Source organism: Rufibacter aurantiacus (assembly GCF_017916345.1).
Classification (GTDB): domain Bacteria; phylum Bacteroidota; class Bacteroidia; order Cytophagales; family Hymenobacteraceae; genus Nibribacter; species Nibribacter roseolus.
In genome coordinates this window covers 915,667-940,703 of record NZ_JAFMSV010000001.1, presented here as the reverse complement: position 1 = coordinate 940,703, position 25,037 = coordinate 915,667, and the positions used below count along the sequence as shown (strand labels likewise).

The following is a 25,037-nucleotide window of genomic DNA, read 5'->3' as shown; positions in this document are numbered from 1 at the left end:
CGCCCCTACGAGAATAGAATAAATAAGGTTTAACTTCTTTATATAAGATTTAGCTTTTGTTTGAAAAGTTATATTTTGCTTGTTGCGTGGTTTTGTTTCAGTGCATAATTTTGGATTATCTAAAAGTAGAGAGAATTGTACTCTTTATGATGGTTCCACTTAACTCTTATGCGGTATATACGATAACTACTTGATATAAACCCTATTTAATCCTGGCTAAAAATGGAAATAACGAGGTTATTGATACAAAAGCTAGGTTGAGGGATGCAGAGGTTAAACTTGCAATTGTGTTTTTTCTATCTAAATCAAATTTTACTATAGCTTAGTATTAGGCTTGCATACTAGTAGAATTGTTTTATGTATTGAATAAATCCATTTTGTGGAAATAGCCCTGTATTTCACATCGCAGGTAATGCGAGGGCTCTCACTTCACTTTATTTACCTCTAATAAGCCTAATTAATTCATAATTAGAGGTTTAAAGCCGCGTCTGAATTGTATTAAGTCTTCATGCTCCCCCCTTCATGGATTCTACCTGATTTTTCTACCTACCACGCGCCCATGAACCCTATTAAACCCATTCTTTTAAGCTTATCTTTCTTTCTCTCCTGTTTAATTCCCAGAAGTTCTAATGCCCAGACACCCACTGAGGTAAACCTTAAAGTAACTTCCATTGAACCATCCCTGAATACCGGTACAGATTATGCTCCCTGGCTGCTGGATGACCTCAGTAAATTGGTTCAGAATAACTGGACAGCCATCAACAAGCAGTACATAGACGTTGTCCTGAATCTGGAAAGCCGGAGTACTATCTCAAGAGTTTCTCTGTATGATTACCAGGGAACCTTCACCACCAACCCAGCCTACATCTACGCCTTAAAAGGCACCGAGCGGCAACTCCTCGCCACTTTTGACGGAAGAATGTTCCTGCAGTGGGTAGATATCAAACCCAGCACCCTTACCGAGGCAGATGCCATCATCGTCCGGAAGTACGCGAACAACATTCCGCAGAAAGTAAGAATCTACGGTCAGCCCGTAGGTAGCGTCACCAACACCACCCAGTCTACTACGGTGGCCTCAGTGATCACTTTCAACTCGCTTCCTGCCAAGAAATACGGTGACGCACCTTTCCTGCTGCAAGCCACCAGTACCAACACGGTTACTCCTATCAACTTTACCTCATCCAATACCGCAGTAGTAACCGTGGCTAATACCACCGAGGGTTGGAAGGCCACCATCCTGAAAGCCGGTTCTGCCACCATCACGGCCTCACAGCCGGCCGGTAACGGATACGCCGCCGCCACTAACGTGAGCCGGACTTTAAGTGTCTCTACCGTTCCGGCAATCATCACCTTCAATGCTCTGCCTTCCAAAAAAGTGGGCGATGCGCCTTTCACTATCAGCGCTACCAGCACCAATACCACCACACCTATAACCTTCACGTCTTCAAACCCAGCCGTAGCCACGGTGGCAAAGACTACCGAGGGTTGGAAAGCAACGATAGTAGGAGCCGGTACCGCCAACATCACTGCCTCGCAGGTAGCGGGTGGCAACTATTCCGCGGCCGCCAATGTGACCCGCTCCCTGGTAGTAGGTACCAGCAGTACAACCACTACTACCACTACCACCACAACCCCGGTAACCGGCAACATTCCTTATAAAGGCTACTGGGGTTACCATAAAGACAAAAGCACCCAATACATTGACAAGCTGTTCAACGGCGTGGTGAATGAAACCGTGAGCATGGGTAACGGGGAAATGATGCCTGTGGCAGACGTTGTCCTGAACTTCCCGGATCAGATGGAGGTGGAACTGCAAAGAATCAGCTTCTATGACGGTAGCAATACCATTGCTGCAGGATCTGAGATCCAGACCATTTACGTGGAAAGAGGCACCGGCAAAGAGATTCTGGGCCCTGTCTATAACGGCAGCAAGTACAATGTCTGGGTTGACCATACCCTAACCACTTCCCTCAAGGTAAGTGCCGTTATCCTCCGGAAAAAGAAAGGCGTGAGACTGCCAGACGAGATCAAGTTCTACGGGAAATACAAGCCTTATACCCCGCCTACTTTCACCAAGCCCGCTTATCCGCTCAAAAGAATGCTGGGTGTCAACACCTATCCGGCAGATAACTCCAGCACCATTGCCGAGCGACTTGTACAGAAGATTGCCGCCATTGAGCCTTACAAAGTAGTAAGAGATTACGTGGACTGGGGGATTTTGGAAGCCTACGAAGGGACTTACGGCTTTAACCCAACCCTGAAAGGAAGCTGGAAACTGGATGAGATTTACGCCCGCCACAAAGCCAGAGGCAAAGAAGTGCTGGTGTGTATCAAGAACATCCCCGGCTGGATGGTGGCCACGTATCCATCGGCCATTGATGATCATGAAAACGCCCCGATGCCGTACAAAAGCACCTATACCACGGGCACCAACTACTTCAACGCGAACTACAACGCAGATAAACTGAAGCCTGCTTCCTACATCAAGATCGCCAAACTAGCCTTCCAGTTTGCCGCCCGCTACGGATCCAATACCAGCCTGAACCCAACCCTGGTAAAGACCAAAAGCACCGTGAAGATCGGGATGAACCTGATTTCTAAAATGGAGGCCAATAACGAGCCAGACCGTAACTGGAAAGGCCGGGCTGCTAACCAGAACAGTGATGAGTATGCCGCTTACCTGAGCGCGTTCTATGACGGCCACATGGGAACCCTGGGACCTGGCGTGGGCGTGAAAAACGCTGACCCTAACATGAAAGTAGTGGCTGCAGGTATCGCCACCACCAAGACTGGTTTCTACCAGGGCCTTGTGGACTGGTGCAAAAAGAACAGGGGCTACCTGCCCAACGGGAAAGTGAACCTTTGCTTTGATGAGATCAACTACCACGCCTACAACAACAACTTTGACGGCGAGCAGTACGCCGATGGGGTGAGGGTAGGGGTTGCCCCAGAGCTTTCCCTGGCGCCGCTTAACATCAACAAATTCCACCAGATGAACCGCGAGATGGTGGGCGACGGTGACATGCCGATCATCATCACCGAGACTGGTTATGACTGGAACAGCAAAACCCAGGGAACGAAAGTAATAGGGGCGAAAGACAAATTTGCGGTGCAGGGCGACTGGATCCTGAGAAGCTCTCTTGATTATGCCATGGCCGGTCTGTCTGGTCTGTATTTCTACCAGCTCTACGATGACGCCAGCGGCTCTATCTACAACACCACGCAATTTGCCACCAGCGGCCACGTAGACCGGAACACCCTGGTGCGCAGACCTGCCGCCGACTACATCGCCCAGGTTGGAACAGAATTCGGAGATTTTGTGCCGGTAACCCGCCTGAGTTCTGACCCACGCATTGACAAGTACCGCGACGACTCTGGCAAGAACATGTATGCCTGCTGGGTGCCTGATGATGAAGACCGCAGAGTGAACTACACACTTTCTCTGGGAACCGACTCAGCTAGTATCTACACGCCTACAATCGGAAGCAGCACTTTTGCGGTGAAAAAGGTGAAGACAAACCAGGGCAAACTGGCCATTACCGTAACAGAGACCCCAATCTTTGTCCTGGCCACAGGTCCAATGGTAATGACCACCACCAGCAATGCTGTGGAGGAGACTAAAACCGCTGAGCTTGTGCCAACACTGGAGACTAACCTGTCTGTTTACCCCAACCCGTTCAACCAGAACACCACTGTTGAGTTCCTGGTAGCCGAGTCTGGTGAGGCAGTGCTGGATATCTTTGATTCCCACGGTAAGCTGGTGCGTCACCTCTTTGTAGGAAACGCTGAAGGCGGGGTGCCGCAGGCCATGCAGTTCAACGCCCAGGGCTTGCCAAACGGTGTCTACATTGCACGATTAACCACCGGTAAGAAGACCATCACCAAGAAACTCTTGTTAATGAACTAACCTGAGCGGTTGTAAAGCGAGAAAGTCCCCTGAGAATCCGTTTTCAGGGGACTTTCTCGCTTTTTGGCTTCTAAACAGCTAAACGTCAGGAGTTGAGATGAAACAGAAACCTTCGTGCTTGTGAAAGGTGAAAGGTACTCTTCAGGCAAGGCTACAAAAAAGAAACCCCTCACTGGTTTGCGCCATTGAGGGGTTTCTTTTTTTTGAGTTATCTTTTACTTAACTGTGCTTGTCATAAAGCGATTCCAGGGCTTCCTGAATGTTGTTGTACTCAAAGGTGAAGCCTGTCTGCAGCACCTTGGTGGCGCTCACGCGGGAACTGTTCAAGACAATCTCGCTCATCTCGCCCAGCATCAGTTTCAGCCCGAAAGCCGGTACATTGGGGAACACCATGGGCTTATGCATAACCTTGGCCAGGTTACGGGTTAATTGCTCATTGGTGGCAGGGTTGGGCGCCACAGCATTGTAAACCCCTTCCATCTGGCGGTCTTCAATGGCTTTGATGCACAGGCGGCACAGGTCATCAATATGGATCCAGGACATGTACTGCTTACCAGAGCCCAGTGGGGCGCCAGCCAGCATCTTCACGGGTTTGGCTATCTGCGGGAGCGCCCCGCCCTTGTTGCTGAGCACGATCCCAATCCGGAAGATAACGGTCCTGATGCCTAGGTTATGGACTTGCCAGGAAGCGTGCTCCCACTGTTTGCAAACCTCTGCCAGGAAGTCTGATCCATAGCTGCTTTCCTCCATCATCAAACGGTCACCGGAGTCACCGTAAATCCCTACCGCCGAGGAGCCCAGATACCCTTTTACGTGGTGCTGGGTTTTTTCCAGGTACTGGCAGAGCAGATTAGTGGATTGGATGCGGCTGTTGAGGATTTCCTTTTTGCGGGCCATTGTCCATTTCTCCCCAGAAACGCTGGTACCGGCCAGGTTGATTACGTAGTCAGCGTACCGGATGGCGTTCTCATCAATATAGCCTTTCTGCACATCCCACTTAAAGGTCTTGTAGCGGGCATATTTATTTGGGGTGCGGCTAAGGTGAGCCACTTCATAACCGCTGTCAATCAACATTTCTGACAGCCGTGTTCCCAATAAACCGGTGCCCCCGGCAATCAATATCTTATCTGACATGTTGCGATATCTACGGTCTACGCCCAGACCAACTTATACGGTAAATTGCCTAAATAGGTAGGGCTCATACTAATACAAGAATAGTCACTTGGAAACAAAGCGCAGGCCTGAAAAATTCATCTTTCCTTTCTTCTGCAGACCGCTATTTCTGGCTGCGGATGGCCTGCAGAAACTCCAGCCGGTAGACATCCTGCTCAAACAAACCAGAATACTCAGAGGTGATGGTGCTACTGCTCACGTCATTCACGCCGCGGCTCATCACGCAAAGGTGATCGGCCTCAATGAGTACGGCCACGTTCTCAGACTTGAGCACATCGCGCAGTTCCTGGGCAATCTGGCGGGTAAGGCGCTCCTGCACCTGCGGCCGGCGGCCATAGTACTGTACAATGCGGTTGAGTTTAGACAAGCCAATCACGTGCTCATTGGGGATGTAGGCCACGTGGGCTTTGCCAATGATGGGTACAAAGTGGTGTTCGCAGCTGGAGTAAAGGGTAATGTCGCGCTCTACCAGCATCTGGCGGTAGCCGTACTTGTTCTCAAACAGGCGGGCCGCGGGCCGGTTCTCGGGGTTAAGGCCGTCAAAGATCTCCTTCACGTACATCTTGGCTACCCGGCGCGGTGTGCCTTTGAGGCTGTCGTCTTGCAGGTCCAGGCCCAGAAGGGTCATAATCTCCCTGAAGTGGTGGGCAATGCCGTCTATTTTCTGTTCATCGGTGAGGTCAAACGCATCTGGGCGCAGCGGCGTGTCTAAAGAACCGGCAAAATGCTCCTCCTCGGGATCTTCCTCGTTCCAGTCCCTTTTATCCATGGTATTCAACAAAGTTTCTTTCGGTTTCAAATAAAGTGATGGACAACGCATAGTTTTCCGGGAGGTGGGGGCGAAGACGCTGCCAGATGACTACGGCGATATTCTCGGCGGTGGGATTCAGGTGTTGAAACTCCTCGGTGTCCAGATTCAGGTTTTTGTGGTCAAATTTATTTAAAATTTCTGCTTTTATGAGAAGACTCAGCTTTTTCATGTCATAGACATAGCCTGTGTCCTGGTCTACCGGGCCGGTAAGCTTTACTATGAGGTCATAGTTATGGCCATGGTAATTAGGGTTGTTGCATAGCCCGAAGACGGTTTTGTTCTGCTCATCGGACCAATTTGGGTTATGGAGCCGGTGGGCAGCATTGAAATTCTCTTTTCGGCAGACGGTCACATTCATAAGGCTGGAAACAGGAGTAGAGGCAATTTAGTTTTCCTTCGGGGTTTTTCTACTATACGTGCACCGTATAAATTTGCTAAGGCTTAAGGACTAATGCGGATAAATGGATTAATTTTGCGGCCGATTTAAAGCAGATAATGAACATGGAAGGCAAACGTACGCGGGAATTAACAGTTGTGTTATTGCTCTTATTTTGGGGAATGGCCACCGCGGCCTGGGCGCAGCGCTCAGCGGTAGAGGAAACCGAGGTGGAGGTGAACGGCATCAGCCGGAAAGGGCAGCGTATCATGATCCAACTGGACAGCAAAGTGGTGGAGAAAGCCTGGGCTACTTTTTTAAAGGAAAAATCCGGAGGGGTGGTGAAAGGGCCTTCCATTCTGCCCACGGCCAAAGCGCAGGCCGGCAAAGGAATCTATGCCGTGGAAAAAGCCCAGCTAGACTCCATCAGCCGCAACCCGCTGCGCATTGTCTCCAAAGTGGAAGCAGGTGAAAAAGGTACCCTGCTGTGGTGGTCGCTGGACATGGGTAACGCGTACCTGGGCAAGAAGGAAACCCCCAGAGAGTGGACGAACGGTGCTGCCATTCTGCAGCAATTTGCCCGGAACCTCTACAAGCAGGACATCCAGACGCAGATCCACGATGCCGAGAAAGTAGTGGTCAACACCCAGGCCAAGGCCGATCTGGTGGTTCGCGAAGCGAACGAGATCCAGACCCGGATCACCAAAAACCAGCAGCGGAAACTGGAACTGGAAGCCGCCCTGTCCGCCACTGCCAAAGAACTGGAGCAACTGCAGAAAGACGTGCAGAACAACCTGAAACAGCAGGAAACGAACAAGAAAGAACTGGAGAACATGCGCCACGCCGTGGAGATTGTCAAAGCCAAAATGGACAAGATTGACTAACCAGAGCATGTTGAAATAAACAGCCGGGCCCGAGGTAAACACTGCCTCGGGCCCGGCCGTTTTAGGTCCGTTTTTGCGAAAACGGCCTCAAAACGACTGCCCTTCTCAGCACGATACTTCTTGTCCGGCCTTGAAACTGGCGGTAATGGTCACATTAAAAAGGCCTCTGAATCCGGTGCGGACCTAAGCCGAAGAAGAGATTTGTAACCTGGGTCTGTACCTTTGCGTGCCATACACAAGCGAACAGGAGGAGACCGGCCGGGCATTGCGTTATGATTGTAAGAGAAAGAGAAAATTGGTTTAAGATGCTCTTCGTCTGGAAGGGCTCCGTTTTACCGGCCATTCTGCCCCGTTTGGGACTGTTGCTGCTTATCTCGGTGGCGGTGGTGTTTGTGCAGGGACGGCTGTTTGAGTACAAGATCCCGCTGAACCCGGCGGCGTTTACTTTGCTGGGGGTGGCGCTGGCCATTTTCCTGGGTTTCCGGAACAACGCCAGCTACGAGCGTTTCTGGGAAGGCCGCAAGCTCTGGGGTGCCCTGCTCATTGACACCCGCTCACTCACCCGCCAGGCCCTCACCATGACCGGCCTCCCGGCAGATTCGCCCGAGGTGCTTTCCTTTGTGCGCCTGCTCATCGCCTTCACCTACGCGCTCAAACACCAGCTGCGCAAGACAGATCCTACTGAAGATTTTGAGCGGCTACTCCCGCAAGAGTTGGTGCAGAAGCTGGCGAAAGCCCGTTTCAAACCTATTTTACTCCTGAGGGAAATGGGCCAGTGGGTGCAGGCAGGAAAAGAGGCCGGGCGCATAGACTCCATCACGCAGGCCGCCATTGACCATAACCTGAACCAGCTCTCCAACATTGTGGGTGGCTGCGAGCGCATTGCCAGTACGCCCATTCCGTACACCTACAGCGTGCTGCTGCACCGCACCGTTTACCTGTACTGTTTCCTGCTGCCGTTTGGGCTGGTAGACAGCATCGGGTGGATGACGCCGCTCATGGTGGTGTTTGTGGGCTACACCTTCATGGCCCTGGAATCCATTGTCACCGAGATTGAGGAACCCTTCGGCACCGAGCCCAACGATCTTGCCCTGAACACCATCAGCCAGACCATTGAGGCTTCGCTCCTGGAAATGGCCGGTCAGGAGGTGCCCAAAGGATTGAAACCGAAAAAGAAGTTTATCCTGGATTGAATTTCAGAAGTTTTCGGCTAAAGCAAAGCTCTCGTTTTAAGCCCGTTTTTAAGAAAACGGGCTTAAAACGAGAGCTTTGCTTTAGGAATCTCTTAATGGTTCCAGGAACCGAATTTGCCGGCCTGGTAATCGGCGTACGCCTGGTGGATTTCGGCCTGGGTATTCATCACAAACGGACCCTGCGCCACTACCGGTTCATTGAACGGCACGGCATGCCCGAAGAGCAGGATGCTGTCCGCAGAGGCTTCTATGGTCAGTTCCGGGTCATCGTTATTGAATTCTACCAGGTTTCTGAACGGTACTTCTTGGCCATTCACGGTGAGGGTTCCTTTGATGATGTAGAAGAAGATGTTCCGCTCGGCGGGTACCTGCAGGCTCAGTTTGCCGCCCGGCTGGAAGTACACGGTGCTCAGCACGATGTCTGATAAGGTTTCAAAAGCGCCTTTATGCCCGTCCCAGCTACCCGAGACCAGGTTTACGGTTACTTTGCCTTCGTCCAGGGTGAAGGAGGGGATGCTCTCCTGCTGCAGGCCTTCGTAGCGGGGCTCGGTCATTTTGTGTTTTGCCGGCAGGTTCACCCACAGCTGCAGGATCTCCAGCGGGCCGCCCGTTTTCTTGAAATCTGAGGAAGAGACCTCGGCGTGGATGAGGCCCTTGCCGGCGGTCATCCACTGCACGCCGCCCGCGGTGATCACGCTCTCGTGCCCGCCCGAGTCTTTGTGCATGATGTCGCCCTCCAGGATGAACGTGACGGTTTCCATACCCCGGTGCGGGTGCGGCCCGAACGGCAATCCGCGGTTATTGGGCTTGTACACCTGGTGCCCGTGGTGGTTCAGAAACAGGAACGGATCTATCTGCTGCACGCTGCGGGAGGGCAGGGGCGAGTACGTGACCAGATCCGCGATGGGCGAGTACTCGGCTTTATGGATTCTCTTGATGCTTCTCATGTGGGTTCCTTCAATTTCCTGCTATATACGCAAACCGCTTGGGATAAGGCCCGGATTGCCGCTTACCTGCGGGAAAGCAGCCTAGGCCTGCAACAGATGTTTTTCAATGGCCAGGGCCACGCCGTCTTCAATGCTGGGGGCGGTCACCTCTTTGGCGGCGGCTTTGGCTTCTGGGCGGGCGTTTCCTACGGCAATGCCCAGGCCCACGGCGCCCAGCATCTCCACATCGTTGTAATTGTCCCCGAACGCCATGACTGACTCCAGCCCGAAATCATAGTGTTTTTTCAAAAGCAGCTCCAAAGCGGTGGCCTTGGAAATGGTCTTCGGGGCGATTTCCAGGTAGCGGTCATTGGAGCGGTAGATGTGCAGCTGCTCCCCGAATCTTGGGTTTAAGGCTTCCCAAAGCGTTTGGATTTCCTCGGCGGCGCCCATGCACATGACCTTATGCGCCCCGGTTGACTCGGCTTGCCAGGCCTGCAGAACTTCCTGGGTGGAGGAGATGGTTGGCGTCACTTTGGTGTGCTTGATCTCGCGCTGGGTCCAATGGTCATCCTGCGGCGCGTGCCAGTCATCGTTCTGGTACAGACTCACGTTGATGCTGGTGCCCTGGGCCAACTGGGCAATCTCCAGGCACACCGAGGCCGGAATCTGCACGGTGTCCAGCACGCGGGGCTCCTGGGTGGAGTCATCGTAGAGCAGCACGTAACCGCCGTTGAAGCAGATCATGGGGTGGTGCAGAATGCCCAGTTGTTCCTGCAGATGGCGCACAGCGCTGGGCATTCTAGCCGAGGCCATGATAAAGGGCAGGTTTTTATCTAAGCGTTGAATGGTGTCAATGGTTCTTTGGGAAAGCTCACGGTCACTGTTAAGCAGCGTGCCGTCAATATCGGAGCAAATGGCGCGGATGTTCATGCGTAAGGAATGCGGTTGTTTGTTCCTCCAAAGGTACGGCAGTCAACGGGGAAAGGAGGAAAGTTTTCTGAATCGTTTTGGGTCTGTTTTCAGAAAATTGGGCAGAAAAAAGGAGATGGTGGAAAAGAGGAAATGCGTGCAAAAGACAAGGCATGCCTTGTCTCTACAAAATTAACCAACATTGTTCTTTAGCACATTAGAAGAAAATCCCCTCTTAAGGGGGGTAGGGGTGGGTCTACGTTTCAGACCTGTTTTCAGGAAAATAGCCCCTAAACACCTTCCTAATGCCACCTCAACTCTGGACTCAAGACTCAGAACTCAGGACTCCCTTTTATGCCTCCCGTTTCTCCAGCCCCAGAATCTCTCTAAATGTTTCTTTACCGGGTTTTAAGCGCTTCAGGTTTTCAATAAGGGTGATGGACCGGTCAATGCGGAGCTGAGAGCTTTTCACCGCCGCAACGTGCTGGATGATGTAGCGCTGCATGCCGGGTTTTAGTTGATCAAACTGGGCTTTTCCTTCGTCATCCTGGTGGAACAGTTCGGTGAGTTCCTCTGGCACGGGCGTGCCGTACTGGCTTTCGTCCTTCTCCAAAGTTACGGTGACCTGACTGCCTTCCTTCAGGCCCAGTTGTATCAAACGCTGTTTGGTCAATGTAATGTAGCCTCGGCCCTGACCCAGCGCCACTAGGCCGCCCTGGTAGGTAAGCCCGTTGTTTACCGTTACCAGCAGACGCACGTTGAACTTGCCGCCCAGTTCCTGCACCACCTCCGCCGGAATCTCCAGGTAATGCGTGCCCATGAGGTACTCTAGTTTGCCGATGTGGGTGTTGAAGTGGATGGGAGGCATGGTTGGAGAAGTTGGATTTGGGGAATTGAAAAAAATGAAATTATAATGGCTTTGCGTTGGTAATACCAGGGTCTTCTGTTAGTCTTTTTATGCTGCGACTTTCTCCTTTTCTATTACTCTATTAATTCTAGGTTGTAGAAACCAGATACCTATTGGCAAGAACAGAATTAGCATGAAGTCACCGAAGTAGTCCCCCAGGCTCGCTTCCGTTTTCATTTCCAATGACTTCAGGGTTTTAGCTGGGAACGCTTGAGAATAGAGAAAGGCGAACATCAGATAGAAGAAAGGAAGAGCGGCAAGTCCGCTGAATGACATGCCGTGTTCATCAGAGATTATTGAAATTGCCAAATAACCGCCAATCCACGCAAATGTATTTATTAGGAAGAAGGTGTTGTTAAGCTCTACTTTTTTCGGGAGAAAGTCCTGCAAGGAGTATCCGATAATGAGTGGGTAAATGTAGTACGCCAATAAACCTACCAGATTCAAAATAAGTGTAGTCATAGGGTTGCCTTGAATGGTAGTGTTTGATAGAGCTATTCCTATCATGAGAAGGATAAATATTTGCCAATTCTTAGCTCTTAACAGTATTTCCATTTAATTCATTTTACATGATGACTGACTACCAATTAGAGTAATGTCTCAGCATTATTCCTAGCAGGCACTTCATTCCCAAAACTGTCTCTGGTGTTTTTCTGGACTGCAATAGCAGCAAAAAGACTAAGTAAGAATGACATAGCATAAAACCCTTTTTCACTAAGGAGCAAATTGGCGTTCCAAAGTCCCACTGTCAGCAACACCACCGCCAGAATGGTAGAAAACCAGCTAAGTCCATAATAGATGTTGGTAACGGGTATACCATCCAGTTGATCGCGCACACTTTTCTGGAGAGAAATAGCTGAGAACAAACCATACATTAAGATGGTGAAATAATAACCCTTTTCGTTCAGCAGCATTTCGGCATTCCACAACCCAATGATGTAAGCTGTAACGCCAGTAAGTAAAGTAGCCCAAGAGGCCGCAACAAACGCATTTGATGGTTTCTGATTCATTTCTGTCTTTTGTTAGGTGATGAATCAAAAGTATACTATGACCGCAATCTTTCTTTTGACAATTATCAAAAAGAAGAATATCAAGCGTGGCTCCGTATTCTGCTCAGCGTTTCCTGACTAATCCCAAGGTAAGACGCAATTTGTCCGAGCGAGACTCTTTGGAGAATATGTGGTGAGGTTTCCATCAGCTGTTCATACCGCTCCCGCGCCGTTTTGAATTGCATGGCCATTAACCGCTCTTCCAGTCTTATATAATATTGCTCATTGATAATCCGTACAAGGCGCTCAAGATCTTTATGTAAATCAAACAACCGGTTTAAAGCATCAAAGCTAATACCCCACAAGGTGGAGTCTTCTAAGCTTTGTATGTTTTCTACGCCCGGCTTTCGGGAGATAAAGCTATAAAAGGAAGTAATGAAATTATTTTCAAAGCCGAACCAATAGGTAATTTCCTTCCCATCAAGGTTGTAAAATCCGCGCAAACAACCTTTTTCAAGAAAGTATAAATTATTGCACACCATGCCTTCTTGTACAAGAAAAGAATTCCTTGGTATCTCTACCTGCGTCAATGATTGGGAAAGAGCCTCCCACGCATCTAAAGAAATGGGGTGATATTTTGAGATGCAGTTAAATAACGCATTCATATTTTAAGCATTCTTACTATAACCAAGGAGTTAGAATTGATTATTTAGAAAAAGGATAAATTAATCTTTCAATGTATCCAACGTCTAGTGCATAAGGCGTGCAAGACCGTCAGCCGAAGCATGAAGTTTATGCAGTATTATAGTAGTCCTTTCTTGTCACTTGTTACAAATCAAGTTTAGCGCTTTTAAAATAGATTCTCATGTTAGCTCTCTGCTTTTTCCTAGGCAGAAGTTCCTGCCCATCGGCTGAACCGCTCATTGTATAATAGTCTGCGCTTTTAAATTCAACAAATCCATAGATGACTTGCTTTGTAGTAGGGTCAGGAACTTCTGACAACACAATTTTAGTGTCTGTACATGGCACTTCAAGTCTAAATATTAAACTGTCGTTCTCTTTATAGGCGTATGTGGTAAATTCGTCCGAAGCAAGCATATGATAAAGGGATGCTTGGCCTTTGATAAATTTTATTGAGAAACCTGCCCCACCGAAAAGACCATAAGCACCATCTATGCCCAAGGTGTCGCCCTTCCAATAGTAAAATGATTTAAAAACTGTGCTTTTATTGTCTTGTTCTTTAAGAGATATATTTAATGTGTCATTCTCATAGAAGTCAAGCAACATACGGTTGTTATAAATCAAAAATTTGTCTTGCCCGGCTCCGAATTGAGAAGGACTTATATTCTTTTCAACTTCCGCCTTTATTGATGGATTAATAGTAAGTCTGCTAGCCGAGTTGTCTTTTTTAGATTGTCCTAATGAAGGAAGTGTCGAAATAAAGATGATTATTATGATAAAATATTTTATCATTTGATTTGTAGCCTATGATTATCTATAACAAGAATATAAAAAGAAATTCATTCCGATTACCCGTTCAAAAGAATAAATAACCAGAATGAATTCAAGAAAGCTTCACAAATTTTAACGCCTACTTCCTAAACGCTTTGAACTGCTTGATCAGGCCGTTGGTGGAGCTGTCATGTGAGGTTACTTCCTCAGCAGAGGTTAGTTCCGGCAGAATCTGCTTGGCCAATTGCTTGCCTAGTTCCACGCCCCATTGGTCGAAGCTGTAGACGTTCCAAATCACGCCCTGCACGAAGATCTTGTGCTCGTACATGGCCAGGAGGCTGCCCAGGGTTCTGGGGTCCAGTTGCTTGAACAGGATGGAGTTGGTAGGCCGGTTGCCTTCAAAAACCTTGAACGCCTTCAGGGTTTGGATCTCTTCTTCAGAGCAGCTCAGGCGGTGCATCTCGTCAATGACCTGCGCCTCGTCCTTGCCGTTCATCAGGGCCTCGGTCTGCGCGAAGAAGTTGGCCATGAGTTTAGGATGGTGGTCGCCGATGGGGTTGTGGCTGATGGCCGGGGCCAGGAAATCACAAGGAATCAACTTGGTGCCCTGGTGAATGAGTTGGTAGAACGCGTGCTGGCCGTTGGTGCCGGGCTCGCCCCAGATGATAGGACCCGTCTGGTAACTTACTGGCTGGCCGTTGCGGTCTACATACTTACCGTTACTCTCCATATCGCCCTGCTGGAAATACGCCGCGAAACGGTGCATGTACTGGTCATACGGCAGCAGCGCGTGCGACTGGGCGTCAAAGAAGTTGTTGTACCAGATGCCCAGCAAAGCCAGGATCACGGGTAGGTTCTGGTCTAGTGGCGCTTTGCGGAAGTGGTTGTCCATGGCATGCGCGCCGGCCAGCAACTCCAGGAAGTTCTCGTACCCTACGGTGCAGGCAATGGACAGACCAATGGCCGACCACAAAGAGTAACGGCCGCCTACCCAATCCCAGAACCCAAACATGTTCTGCGTGTCAATCCCGAACTCAGAAACAGCTTTGGCATTGGTAGACAGCGCCACGAAATGCTTCTTGATGTGCTCCTCGTCTTTGGCGTTCTCCAGGAACCAGTTGCGCGCGCTGTGGGCGTTGGTCATGGTCTCCTGGGTGGTGAACGTCTTGGACGCGATCATGAAGAGCGTGGTCTCCGGGTTTATTTTTTTCAGCGTCTCGGCGATATGCGTGCCGTCTACGTTAGAAACAAAATACGTAGTAATATTGGGTTTCTGGTAGGCTTTCAGTGCCTCGGTCACCATCACCGGGCCCAGGTCAGAGCCGCCAATGCCTATGTTCACGATGGTGTCAATCGGCTGGCCGGTATAGCCTTTCCAGGCGCCGCTGATGACCTCGTTGGAGAATTTCTCTACCTGCGCCAGCACGCGGTTCACCTCAGGCATCACATCTTTGCCATCCTCCAGAATAGGTGTGTTAGACAGGTTGCGCAGGGCCACGTGCAGCACTGAGCGGTTCTCGGTGAAGTTGATTTTCTCGCCCGTGAACATGGCCTCAATGGCATTGGGAAGGCCGCACTCCTGTGCCAGTTCTACCAGCAGTGCCCGGGTTTCCTCCGTGATTCTGTTTTTGGAGTAGTCTAGCAGAATGTCCTCAAAAGTGACGCTGAACTTCTCAAACCGCTGCGGGTCCTGCGCAAAGGCATCTTTCAGGTGGTTGTCTTTGGTTTGCGCGTAATGCTGCGTCAGTTTTGCCCAAGCCTGGGTGGTAGTAGGATCTATGGATGGAAACATGCGTGTGTCTTTAGTACAACTCTATAGAGAGCGAAGTTAGGAATTGTGACGACTTTAGGAAAATGCGTTTTGCAAAAGCACCCCGGCAGACCAAAGCGGCCCAAAGTTGTTTTAAGCCCGATTTTCCAAAACAAGGCCCAAAACAGAGAGCGTTACTGCACCCCCTGTTGGATGAGCCTATCGGCGAAGGCCTCGTCTTTCCAAGCCGATAAGCGGGTAGGTTGCCGCGGATTCACGTTGAGGTACCATTGCTCTAGAATCTTCTTGACCGCTGGGTAACGGGCCGAGAAATCACTGAAGGAGTTGGGCGAGATGGTCTGCTCACTGGGCCGCGCCGGCACCGCCACCACCAGGCTCCTCAGTTCGCCTTCGCTTTCCAGGATCATCACGCCCACCGGCAGAATCTCCAGCACCGTACCTGGTTCTTTCTGGTTGCATAGAATCACCACCGGCAGCGGACCAGCCTGCTTGCCATCCACGGAATCAATCAGTGTGGACGGAATAAAACCCTCGTTGCCGGGGTAGGGCAGAAACTCCAGCTTGCGGGGCTGGCCGGCCTCCAGTTGCGGCACAAACTTTTTCTCCTGCGCATCATACACCTGCGGCATGGTGGAGCCTGAGGGCGTTTCCACCACCGCCTGCCAGTGCTTGGTCTCGGTGATGGCCGGGAGTTCACGGTAATTGGGTTTACAACTGAGGCAGAGAATTGCCAGGAGAAGCAGCGGGAGCGGCCAATAAGTAGTTATGGTAAAGGGCATGGTGGTAGCAGGAAGTGGCGGCGTTATAAGCCTGTTTTCTGTAAGATAGCTAAAAAACAGATTCTTTCCAGCAGAACCAGAAATCTCCCTTTCCAGACTCTCCTGCCCATTCTCCCAACCACTCATTCACTCAATCTTTCACCCACTCATTCACTCATTTATTACTGCAGCTCTTCCAGCAATCGGAAGGGGTTCAAGGCTTGTAGATTCAGCGAGTATCGCATGTTGTTTCGGAAATCCTTGAGGTTTTTGGGGAGGTCATCTGCGTAGTTGCTACCCGCCACCGGGAAGTAAATCTGGAGGGCGTTCCGGAAAAAGGAAAGCTGCAGACCCGTGCCGTAGAACAGTTTGTCCTGCTCTTGCACGCGGCCCAGGTCCAGGTACACGGCGAAGGGCGACACCGGTAAATCGGCGGTGAGGTTGAGGGCGGTCAGCCATTCCTGGCTCACTACGGGCACCCCGTTGCGGAAACCACCGTCCTGCCGATTGGTCTGCCGGATGGCCGCGGGGCCGCCCGGTAAGGTGGTGAACATCTCGCTGCGGTTAAAGAACGGCGTCTGCTTCAGGAAATCAGGGCTGCCGGCCAGACCCAAGTAGAACGGGCTGTTCAATTGGTCGTTGTTGGTTATGAACCCCGCAAAAGCCCGTAGCCTGATTTCTTTATCGGGCCGGTACTTGTGCCAGTTCTCCAGAGAAAGCCTGAGCCTAAGCGGCCGGAAAGTCGTGCGCCCCTCGTCTGTTAAGGAAATAGGCGAGGTGGAAACAGCTTGGTATTGGAATAGGGTGGCATCCAGGTTTACCCGGGTACCGCTCACCGCATTTTTGGTAGAGAGTTGATAGGCTACTCGCGGTGCCTGGAAATCGGGAAACAAGTCATCCTGCACAAAATGCCAGCTCAGGGAAAGCTGCTGGCGGAATGTGCTGGGGCCGTGCAACCGGTTGTAAAACGTTAAACTAGGCGCGATGCTGTGGAAGTTAGCAAACCGCTGGCCCAGCACACCCAGTTCCACCTTCCGCAGAAAGCCTTGCGCCGGAATCCTGAACTTGACATCGGCCAGGCCCGTCAGGCTGCTGCTCCCAAACCCGTACATCGGGATGACCACGTAATTGAGTTTATGCTCCGTAAGAAACGAGTTATAGAACAACACTCCTGCTTGAAACTTGTCAAGCGTGTTGTACCCCAAAGCCGGCGCTACGAAAAGCTGCTTCCTATCTACTCGGTCTACGCCCACCAGCGGGTGCAGGCTCAATGGCTCGGTTTTAGGAAAAAGGGCCCCTAAACGGTATTGGTTGTCTCTTCGGTCTAGCTCCGGGAACACATACTCAGGGTCCAACACGATACGGTCAATGCCAGTTGCGGTGAAGGTAACAGTCTGTTCTTTTTCACCTGGTTTGGTCCAGTGAGATTCCAGTACTTTCCCCTCGGCGCTTAATGCGGCCACTTGTACCGGCAAGGTCAGTTTCCCCGTCTGCCGCACTACCGCCTGCGTGGCGCCGCCCGAGGTAAAAACGGTCTCCAGATGCGCATCTGGTAGGGTGGTGGAAGGCAGCAGGTCCCTGAAAAACCAATCCAGCTTTTCGCCCGTGGATTTCTCCAGCACGGCTTGCAGGTCCTCGGGGTAGGGGTGCTTGAATTGCCACTGGCGGTAATAGGTGTGCATAGCGCTATCCAGGCGAGCGGTGCCCAGGTACTTTTCCAGGTACAGGAACAACTGGGCCGTTTTGAGGTACACGCCGGTGCCGTAATTTAGGGTCCTGAATTGAATGGCAGGGGCGGTTACCGGTTGGTCCAAGCCGCGGCTGGCCGATGATAAATAGGCTGGGTTGTCAATGGCGGCCGGCGGCAGATCATCCACCCCGAAAAACTTCCCGAAGGCATTCTGGTTCACCTCGGTGGAGACCATGCCCGCATACGGGTTGCGCAGGGCCTTGGTCCGGAACTCATAGTAAGAATTGATTCCCTCATCCAGCCAGGGATGCGCGCGCTCGTTGCTGCCCAGGATGCCATAAAACCAGTTATGGCCCACCTCGTGGATAATGGCCTCGGGCTCCGTCACGGTCACCATAGGGTATTCCATGCCTTCGCCGGCGCTCAGCGCGGCATCTACCGCCGTAGCTTGGGAGTAAGGGTAATCGCCCAGCCACAAGGAGTAGGAATACACGACATCGTTGATCTCGTGCGCCCTTTCAACCCATTGCTCGGCCTCCCGGTTTGTGAACAGCAGCCAAGTGGTCACGGCGCGTTTGGAGTAAGGCAGCGTGACCTGGCTTTTGAGCACGTTGAACCTTTTATCGGCGAACCACGCGAAATCATGAATGCGGTCCTGTTTGTAGCGCAGGGTTTTGGTTTTGCCTGAAGAGGCCGGGAAATCCAGATCGGTATTGTCAAACGCCTTTCGGTTACCAGTAAGTTGGGCCAGGCTGTCCAGGCGGGCGCGCTCCGCGGGGTTCTGCAGCTCACCGGTAGCGCCCACGGTGTAGTTGGCCGGCAGCGTGATGCGCACATCAAACGACCCGAACTCCGAGTAAAACTCGCCTTGGTCCAGGTACGGCATGGGGTGCCAGCCTTGGTGGTCAAAGACCGCTGGTTTGGGGTACCACTGCGAAATCTGGTAAGACTGCCCTACGTGCCCCAATCTGGAAAAAGAATCCGGCAGCTTCACTTGGAACGGCGTGCTTATGGTAATTCTGCCGCCCGGCGCCAGCGGCTGGTTCAGTGTCAACTTCGCGATGTCTGGGTTTTGGGCATCCAGTTCCCATGTCACGTTTTGGCCATTAATTTTGAAATCCAGCCCCGAAATAGCCCCGCGCGCCTCCTGCTTCGCGAAGTGGAATTCATCCTCATCGTTCCGAAGCTGCTGCCGCGCGAAGGCGGTTTTCCGGTCCCGGTAGGCGTTGGGCCACAGATGGAAGTACAGGAATGTGAGCGTCTCGGGCGAGTGGTTCACGTACTCAATCTGCTCGGTGGCCGTGAGCGTGTGCCGTTCATCATCCAGCGTTACATCAATGGTATAGTGAACCTCCTGCTGCCAGTATTTCTTCTGTGCGAAGGTGAAAATCGGGAATAAAAGCAAAAGGGGGAGAATAAGCCGAAGGCGCATGGACAGAATCAGGGATTTAGCTGAAAAGTACGATTTTCCCGGAATAACGCCGGACTTCTGCCGAAAAGCTTCTACAAACTTGCCCCATAGATTATGTTTTGCCAGCGTAACCGCTTATTTTAGACGTTTATAGGCTTGTTTTCAGAAAAGAAGCCTGAAACGGAAGCTTCTTTTTAAGCCTCGGTTTCACCCATTACCCATTCCGCTCTTACTCTTGAATTTACCTCTACCAAACATGAACCTTTACCAGAAATGGGCCGCGGCATTGTCGCTGGTGGCGCTTACCCATGTAACGCACGCCCAAACCCCTAACCTGCACGCCCAGATTGACCAACTCGCGAATAAACTGGAGCCCAAAGTCATCCAGTGGCGTCGCGATTTCCACCAGAACCCGGAGCTGAGCAATCGCGAGGTGAAGACCGCTGAAAAAGTAGCCAAACACCTGAAAAGCCTCGGGTTTGAGGTGAAAACCGGCGTAGCCAAAACCGGCGTCATCGGTATCCTGAAAGGCGGTCAGCCCGGCCCCGTAGTCGCCCTCCGCGCCGATATGGATGCCCTACCCGTGACCGAGCGCAACAGCCTGCCGTTCGCCTCTAAAGTGCGCACCACGTTCAACAACCAGGAAGTGGGCGTGATGCACGCCTGCGGCCACGACACCCACGTAGCCATGCTCATGGGCGCCGCCGAGATCCTGGCCCAAAACAAAAAAGATATCAAAGGCACCGTGAAATTTATCTTCCAACCCGCTGAGGAAGGTGCTCCTGCCGGCGAGGAAGGTGGCGCGGATGTGATGGTGGCCCAGGGTGCTTTGGAGAACCCCAAGGTAGACGCCATCTTCGGGTTGCACATTAATTCCGCCACCGAGGTGGGTACCCTCAAATATCGTCCGCAGGGCACCATGGCCAGCTCCGATAACTTCAAGATCAAAGTGAAAGGTCGCCAGGCGCACGGGGCGTACCCCTGGATGAGCGTGGACCCCATTGTGGTATCGGCACAGATCATCAACGGCATCCAGACCATCGTGAGCCGCCAGATGGAACTCACCAACGAGGCGGCCGTGATCACGGTGGGCGCTATCCATGGCGGGGTAAGAACCAATATAATTCCCGAGGAAGTGGAGATGATTGGTACCATCCGGGCGCTGGACCCCAAAATGCAGGACCAGCTCCACGAGAAACTACGCCGCACCGCCGAAATGATTGCCGGAAGCGCCGGCGCCACCGCCACGGTGGAGATCGTGAAAAACACGCCCATCACCTACAACCACGAGGCCCTCACCGCGCACATCTTGCCTACCTTGCAGACCGTAGCCGGCCAGCAGAACGTATTGCTCACCAAAGCCGTAACCGGTGCCGAGGATTTCGCCTACTACCAGCAGAAAGTGCCGGGCGTATTTGTCTTCGTGGGCGGCATGTCCAAAGGCCAGGACCCCACCAAAATCCCGGCCCACCACACCCCAGACTTCATGATCGACGAAAGCGGCCTGAAATTAGGCGTCCGTACCTTGGCGTATCTGGCCGTTGATTACCTGAACAACCCATTGAAGAAGTAATAAACTTCTGTAACAATTCAGACGCATTTCGTCCCCCTTTGAAGGGGGTAGGGGGATGACTACTCATGCAGAGCATTGCATTCCTGAGTATTAGCAGGGGCAATCCCTTGTGGTTGCCCTTACTCCGATTTCAAAGCTTTCGGCATCTTGATACTGCTTGGTCATCCCCCTACCCCCTTCAAAGGGGGACGAAAAAAAACCTCACAAAACTACATAACCAATGCCCCGTTTTGAAACTGTTTTTTAAAAAGCAGCCTTGAACCGGGGCGTTTCTGTTTTTGAGGTATCAAGTAAGTTTGTCAGATTTCTTCCATTTCATGAAAAGTCAAATTCACCTTTGACTGTTCCTAAGCAAGGATTCTCCCCTTGAGGGGAGCGAAGAGGAGTGTTTACACCTGCCGGTCCACGCATTGCTGATTATTCATTGCTGCCCAAAAATTGAAGTGGCTTTAATAATTAACTCTGGAAAACGTCTCCTCCTTTGTAAACACCCCTCTTAATCTCCCCTCAAGGGGAGAATCTGCGTTTAAGAACTGCCTTTTACAGCAGTCCTTCTCTGTTCCTAATAGCGTGTGTTCCTGAACCCTCTGCTCCTCAGGTCGTACCTGTTTAGGACCCCTTTTCACAGAAGGAGCCTTAAAACAGAAGCGTATGCCACAGCCGGTCAGTGATTTCATAGTAGAGCGTCTTCATCAATGGGGCGTGAACCGCATCTTCGGGTACCCCGGCGATGGCATCAACGGCGTCATGGGCTCTTTGGACCGCGCCGAAGACAAGGTGAAGTTCATCCAGGTGCGGCACGAGGAAGTAGCCTCGCTCATGGCCTGCGCGCACGCCAAGTTCACCGGCGAAGTAGGCGTGTGTCTGGCCACCTCGGGTCCGGGCGCGATTCATTTGCTCAACGGTTTGTATGATGCCAAGCTGGATCATCAGCCGGTGGTAGCCTTGGTGGGCCAGAAGGCCCGCACGGCTTTGGGCGGACACAGCCAGCAGGAAGTAGATTTGTTGACCCTGTTCAAGGATGTCGCCAGCGAGTTTGTGCAAGTGGCCATGGAGCCCAGCCAGGTGCGGCATCTCATTGACCGCGCCTTCCGCATCGCCAAAGACCAGCGCACCGTCACCTGCGTCATCCTCCCCAGCGATCTGCAGGAATTGGAGTACCAGGAGCCGGAGCACAAGCATGGCACGGTGCACTCGGGCATCGGGTATCTGCCGCCGCGCGTGCTACCCCGTGACGAAGATTTGCAGAAAGCCGCCGAGGTTCTGAATGCCGGCAAAAGAGTAGCTATTTTGATTGGAGCCGGAGCCAAAGATGCTGCCTCGGAAGTAACCCAAATTGCGGAGGTGTTGGGGGCCGGGGTGGCCAAAGCGTACCTCGGCAAAGCTGCTTTGCCAGATGATCTGCCGTTTGTTACCGGCGCCATCGGGTTCTTCGGGACGGAAGCCAGCCACCAGATGATGGCCCACTGCGACACGCTGCTCATGATCGGGTCCAGCTTCCCGTACGCCGAGTTCCTGCCCCAGGAAGGCCAGGCCCGCGGGGTGCAGATTGACCTGGATGGCCGCATGCTCAGCATCCGCTACCCCATGGAAGTGCCGCTCATCGGCGATAGCGCCGAGACCCTACGCGCGCTCCTGCCGCTCTTGCAAAGAAAAGAAGACCGATCCTGGCGCCAGACCATTGAGCAGAACATCCTGAAATGGGAAGAACAATTAACCCAGGAAGCTAGCCACCCAGCCAATCCCGTGAACCCACGTCTGGTGTTCCAAAAGCTGTCGCCACGCCTCCCGGATAAAGCCATCTTGGCCGCCGACTCCGGTTCCTCCTCCAGTTGGACGGCGCAATACCTCAAGATAAGGGAGGGGATGAAGTTCTCCGTTTCCGGTACGCTGGCTACCATGGGCTGTGCTTTACCCTACGCCCTCGCCGCTAAGTTCGCCTTCCCGGACCGGGTGGCGTTCGCATTTGCGGGCGATGGCGCTATGCAGATGGGCAGTACCGAGGAACTCCTGACCATTCAGAAATACTACCGCCAGTGGAGTAATCCGCGCCTGATTGTGCTTGTGCTCAACAACCGTGACCTCAACTTCGTGACCTGGGAGCAGCGCATGAACGAAGGCAATCCCAAGTTCGATGATTCCCAGGTACTGCCTGATTTTAACTACGCCGCCTACGCTGAGAGCATCGGTTTGATAGGCATTCGGATTGAACGCCCAGACCAAATCGACGCCGCTTGGGAAACTGCTCTGAAAGCTGACCGTCCGGTGGTCATTGACGCCCTTACTGACCCGGAGATCATGCCCATCACCCCGCAGGTAGCCGCTAACTTCGCAGAGAACATCGCCGAAGCCATTGAGAAAGGAGACACCGCCGCCGAGCAGCGCCTGGAAGAACCTTTGAAGGCAGCTGTGGAAGAAGCGAAAGAAAAGAAGGAGTAACTGGTTCATTTAGGGCTTGTTTTTAGAAAGTAGGCCCTAAACGTTTCAAACGCTGGCGCGAGCCTCTGGCTCGTGTCCGCACGCATTCCTGATCCTCTTCTGCTTCCAGCTTTTCAAAGTCTTGGTATTCTGTTCCCTTAGAAGGAACCTCCCTTCTCTATGTCATCTTGGAAAGATCTTGTGGGCGGACTAAAAAGACGTTGAAGAAACGCTGCTACCGTTCGCTCCCAAGATCCTTTCAGGATGACAAAAATGAAGAGGTATGTTCAGGAATGCGTGCGGACACGAGCCGGAGGCTCGCGCCAGCGGTACACTACTGTTGCTTCTTATTGAAAGCCGTTCTCTAACTCCGCCGCTAAAATTCCTTTTCCCGATTGGGCGGCGTACTTTTGTGTTTTCAAGCTGATTTCATAAAATCGGCTGCTAAACAAAAGAGACCTAATGCTTTCCCATAAACCGTTTCTATTTTTCCTGACCTCCTTTCTAGGCCTGTCACTAATGGGCAGCGCGCAAACCAACGGGACGCAAACCCAAATCGATCAACTCGCTAATAAGATTGAACCCAAAGTCATCCAGTGGCGGCGGGAGTTGCACCAGAATCCCGAGTTGGGCAATTTTGAGGTGAAGACCGCCGAGAAAATCGCGAAGCACCTGAAGGCTCTGGGGCTGGAAGTGAAAACCGGCGTGGCCAGAACCGGCGTAGTAGCCATTTTAAGAGGTGGTCAGCCCGGACCCGTTGTGGCTTTGCGTGCCGATATGGATGCCTTGCCGGTGGTGGAGAACAACACGCACAACCTGCCTTTTGCGTCTAAGGTGAAAACCATGTTTGAGGGGCAACAGGTGGGCGTGATGCATGCCTGCGGCCATGATGCACACGTAGCCATGCTCATGGGGGCGGCCGAGGTGCTCAGCGGCATGAAAAAGGATATCAAAGGCATCATCAAGTTCATCTTCCAGCCCGCAGAGGAAGGCTCGGCTCCCGGTCAGGTGGGCGGCGCGAAACTCATGGTGCAGGAAGGTGTGCTGGAAAGCCCCAAAGTGGATGCCATGTTCGGGCTGCACATCAGGTCAGATGTGGAGGCGGGTACCATCACCTACCGGCCGCAGGGCATGATGGCCAGTTCAGATAACTTCAAGATTACGGTCAAAGGTCAGCAGTCGCACGGTGGTACGCCGTGGATGGGCGTGGACCCGGTGGTGACCTCAGCGTACATTGTGACCGCGCTGCAAACCATCGTGAGCCGACAGGTGGATGTGACCAACGCCGCGGCCATCGTGACCGTGGGTGCGATCAACGGCGGCGTTCGCGCCAACATCGTGCCTAGCCAGGTGGAGATGATCGGGACCATCCGGGCGCTGGACGTGCCCATGCAGCAGCAGATTCATGAACGCCTGAAGAAAACCGCCACCAGCATCGCTACCGGCGCGGGTGCTACCGCCGAGGTTTCTATCCAAGAGATGACGCCGGTGACCTACAACCACGAGGCCCTCACCGCGCACATGCTGCCCTCGTTGCAGCGCGTGGCCGGCACCAACCAGGTAAAACTTACCAAACCCGTGACCATCGCCGAGGACTTTGCCTATTTCCAGCAGAAAGTGCCAGGCCTGTACCTGTTCCTGGGCGGTATGCCCAAAGGCGCAGACCCCGCCAAAGCGCCCGCGCACCATACCCCGGATTTTTACATCGAAGAAAGCGGTTTGAAACTAGGCGTTCGAGCCCTTGCTAACCTGGCGGTGGATTATCTGAACAACCCTATGAAGTAGGTTTTAGGGCCGTTTTTCAGAAAAGGAACTAAAAACCCAGTGCCCGGCTTTTCGGGTGGAATTACCCATTCTATCATTCGTTTTACACATCAACATCCATA

The 25,037-nt window shown here is 52.1% G+C and carries 19 protein-coding genes; 6 read left to right on the top strand and 13 right to left on the bottom strand.

Features of this window, described 5'->3' with window-relative positions; translation table 11 throughout:
• Positions 1–508: 508 nt before the first annotated feature.
• A complete protein-coding gene (locus J3P34_RS03755; RefSeq protein ID WP_210486484.1) occupies positions 509–3,907 on the top strand; it encodes a T9SS type A sorting domain-containing protein in 3,399 nt (1,132 codons plus the stop codon).
• Between the two features lie 219 nt (positions 3,908–4,126).
• On the opposite strand, the gene J3P34_RS03750 is transcribed toward J3P34_RS03755, so the two are convergent.
• The 3 genes from J3P34_RS03750 to J3P34_RS03740 form a co-directional block, all read right to left on the bottom strand.
• Positions 4,127–5,041, bottom strand: coding sequence for a TIGR01777 family oxidoreductase (locus J3P34_RS03750; protein ID WP_210466457.1), 915 nt, complete (start codon positions 5,039–5,041; stop codon positions 4,127–4,129).
• Between the two features lie 142 nt (positions 5,042–5,183).
• Positions 5,184–5,849 carry a GTP cyclohydrolase I FolE gene (folE, locus tag J3P34_RS03745; RefSeq protein ID WP_210466456.1) on the bottom strand — a complete coding sequence of 222 codons (666 nt, stop codon included), beginning with the start codon at positions 5,847–5,849 and terminating at the stop codon, positions 5,184–5,186.
• A complete protein-coding gene (locus J3P34_RS03740) occupies positions 5,842–6,249 on the bottom strand; it encodes a 6-pyruvoyl trahydropterin synthase family protein (RefSeq protein WP_210466455.1) in 408 nt (135 codons plus the stop codon). Before J3P34_RS03740 ends, folE begins: the two co-directional genes overlap by 8 nt.
• Before the next feature lie 143 nt (positions 6,250–6,392).
• Here J3P34_RS03740 and J3P34_RS03735 point away from each other — a divergent pair, with 143 nt between their 5' ends.
• Both J3P34_RS03735 and J3P34_RS03730 read left to right on the top strand, forming a co-directional pair.
• On the top strand, positions 6,393–7,151 hold the full coding sequence (locus tag J3P34_RS03735; protein ID WP_210486483.1) for a DNA repair ATPase: 759 nt from the start codon (positions 6,393–6,395) through the stop codon (positions 7,149–7,151).
• Positions 7,152–7,423: 272 nt separating this feature from the next.
• Positions 7,424–8,344: a bestrophin family protein gene (locus J3P34_RS03730; protein WP_282597066.1), complete on the top strand. Its 921-nt coding sequence runs from the start codon at positions 7,424–7,426 to the stop codon at positions 8,342–8,344.
• A 92-nt stretch (positions 8,345–8,436) separates the two neighbouring features.
• Here J3P34_RS03730 and J3P34_RS03725 read toward each other — a convergent pair whose 3' ends face one another.
• The 10 genes from J3P34_RS03725 to J3P34_RS03680 all read right to left on the bottom strand — a co-directional run bounded on the left by J3P34_RS03725 (position 8,437) and on the right by J3P34_RS03680 (position 19,181).
• On the bottom strand, positions 8,437–9,291 hold the full coding sequence (locus J3P34_RS03725; RefSeq protein WP_210486481.1) for a pirin family protein: 855 nt from the start codon (positions 9,289–9,291) through the stop codon (positions 8,437–8,439).
• A gap of 81 nt (positions 9,292–9,372) precedes the next feature.
• A complete protein-coding gene (locus J3P34_RS03720) occupies positions 9,373–10,203 on the bottom strand; it encodes a Cof-type HAD-IIB family hydrolase (protein ID WP_210486480.1) in 831 nt (276 codons plus the stop codon).
• 331 nt (positions 10,204–10,534) lie between these two features.
• The gene (locus tag J3P34_RS03715; RefSeq protein WP_210486479.1) at positions 10,535–11,050 is read right to left on the bottom strand and encodes a YdeI/OmpD-associated family protein; all 516 of its coding nucleotides are present in this window, start codon (positions 11,048–11,050) and stop codon (positions 10,535–10,537) included.
• A gap of 87 nt (positions 11,051–11,137) precedes the next feature.
• Positions 11,138–11,644 carry a hypothetical protein gene (locus J3P34_RS03710; RefSeq protein WP_210486478.1) on the bottom strand — a complete coding sequence of 169 codons (507 nt, stop codon included), beginning with the start codon at positions 11,642–11,644 and terminating at the stop codon, positions 11,138–11,140.
• 32 nt (positions 11,645–11,676) lie between these two features.
• Positions 11,677–12,099 (bottom strand): inner membrane protein YiaA, encoded by a 423-nt coding sequence (yiaA, locus tag J3P34_RS03705; RefSeq protein ID WP_210486476.1) that lies wholly within the window; start codon positions 12,097–12,099, stop codon positions 11,677–11,679.
• Between the two features lie 80 nt (positions 12,100–12,179).
• A complete protein-coding gene (locus tag J3P34_RS03700; protein ID WP_210486475.1) occupies positions 12,180–12,743 on the bottom strand; it encodes a Crp/Fnr family transcriptional regulator in 564 nt (187 codons plus the stop codon).
• A gap of 163 nt (positions 12,744–12,906) precedes the next feature.
• Positions 12,907–13,551, bottom strand: a complete 645-nt coding sequence (locus tag J3P34_RS03695) for a hypothetical protein (RefSeq protein ID WP_210486474.1) — start codon at positions 13,549–13,551, stop codon at positions 12,907–12,909.
• A 118-nt stretch (positions 13,552–13,669) separates the two neighbouring features.
• The gene (pgi, locus tag J3P34_RS03690) at positions 13,670–15,322 is read right to left on the bottom strand and encodes a glucose-6-phosphate isomerase (protein WP_210486473.1); all 1,653 of its coding nucleotides are present in this window, start codon (positions 15,320–15,322) and stop codon (positions 13,670–13,672) included.
• Between the two features lie 152 nt (positions 15,323–15,474).
• Complete coding sequence (locus tag J3P34_RS03685; RefSeq protein WP_210486472.1) at positions 15,475–16,080, bottom strand: inorganic diphosphatase; 606 nt, start codon at positions 16,078–16,080, stop codon at positions 15,475–15,477.
• A gap of 161 nt (positions 16,081–16,241) precedes the next feature.
• Positions 16,242–19,181 (bottom strand): M1 family metallopeptidase, encoded by a 2,940-nt coding sequence (locus J3P34_RS03680; protein WP_210486471.1) that lies wholly within the window; start codon positions 19,179–19,181, stop codon positions 16,242–16,244.
• Between the two features lie 235 nt (positions 19,182–19,416).
• Between J3P34_RS03680 and J3P34_RS03675 the strand changes: the two genes are divergently transcribed.
• From J3P34_RS03675 to J3P34_RS03665, 3 genes are all read left to right on the top strand, one after another.
• Positions 19,417–20,733, top strand: coding sequence for an amidohydrolase (locus tag J3P34_RS03675; RefSeq protein ID WP_210486470.1), 1,317 nt, complete (start codon positions 19,417–19,419; stop codon positions 20,731–20,733).
• A gap of 651 nt (positions 20,734–21,384) precedes the next feature.
• Positions 21,385–23,172 (top strand): thiamine pyrophosphate-requiring protein, encoded by a 1,788-nt coding sequence (locus J3P34_RS03670; protein ID WP_210486469.1) that lies wholly within the window; start codon positions 21,385–21,387, stop codon positions 23,170–23,172.
• Between the two features lie 498 nt (positions 23,173–23,670).
• Positions 23,671–24,936: an amidohydrolase gene (locus tag J3P34_RS03665; protein ID WP_246853518.1), complete on the top strand. Its 1,266-nt coding sequence runs from the start codon at positions 23,671–23,673 to the stop codon at positions 24,934–24,936.
• Positions 24,937–25,037 lie beyond the last annotated feature (101 nt).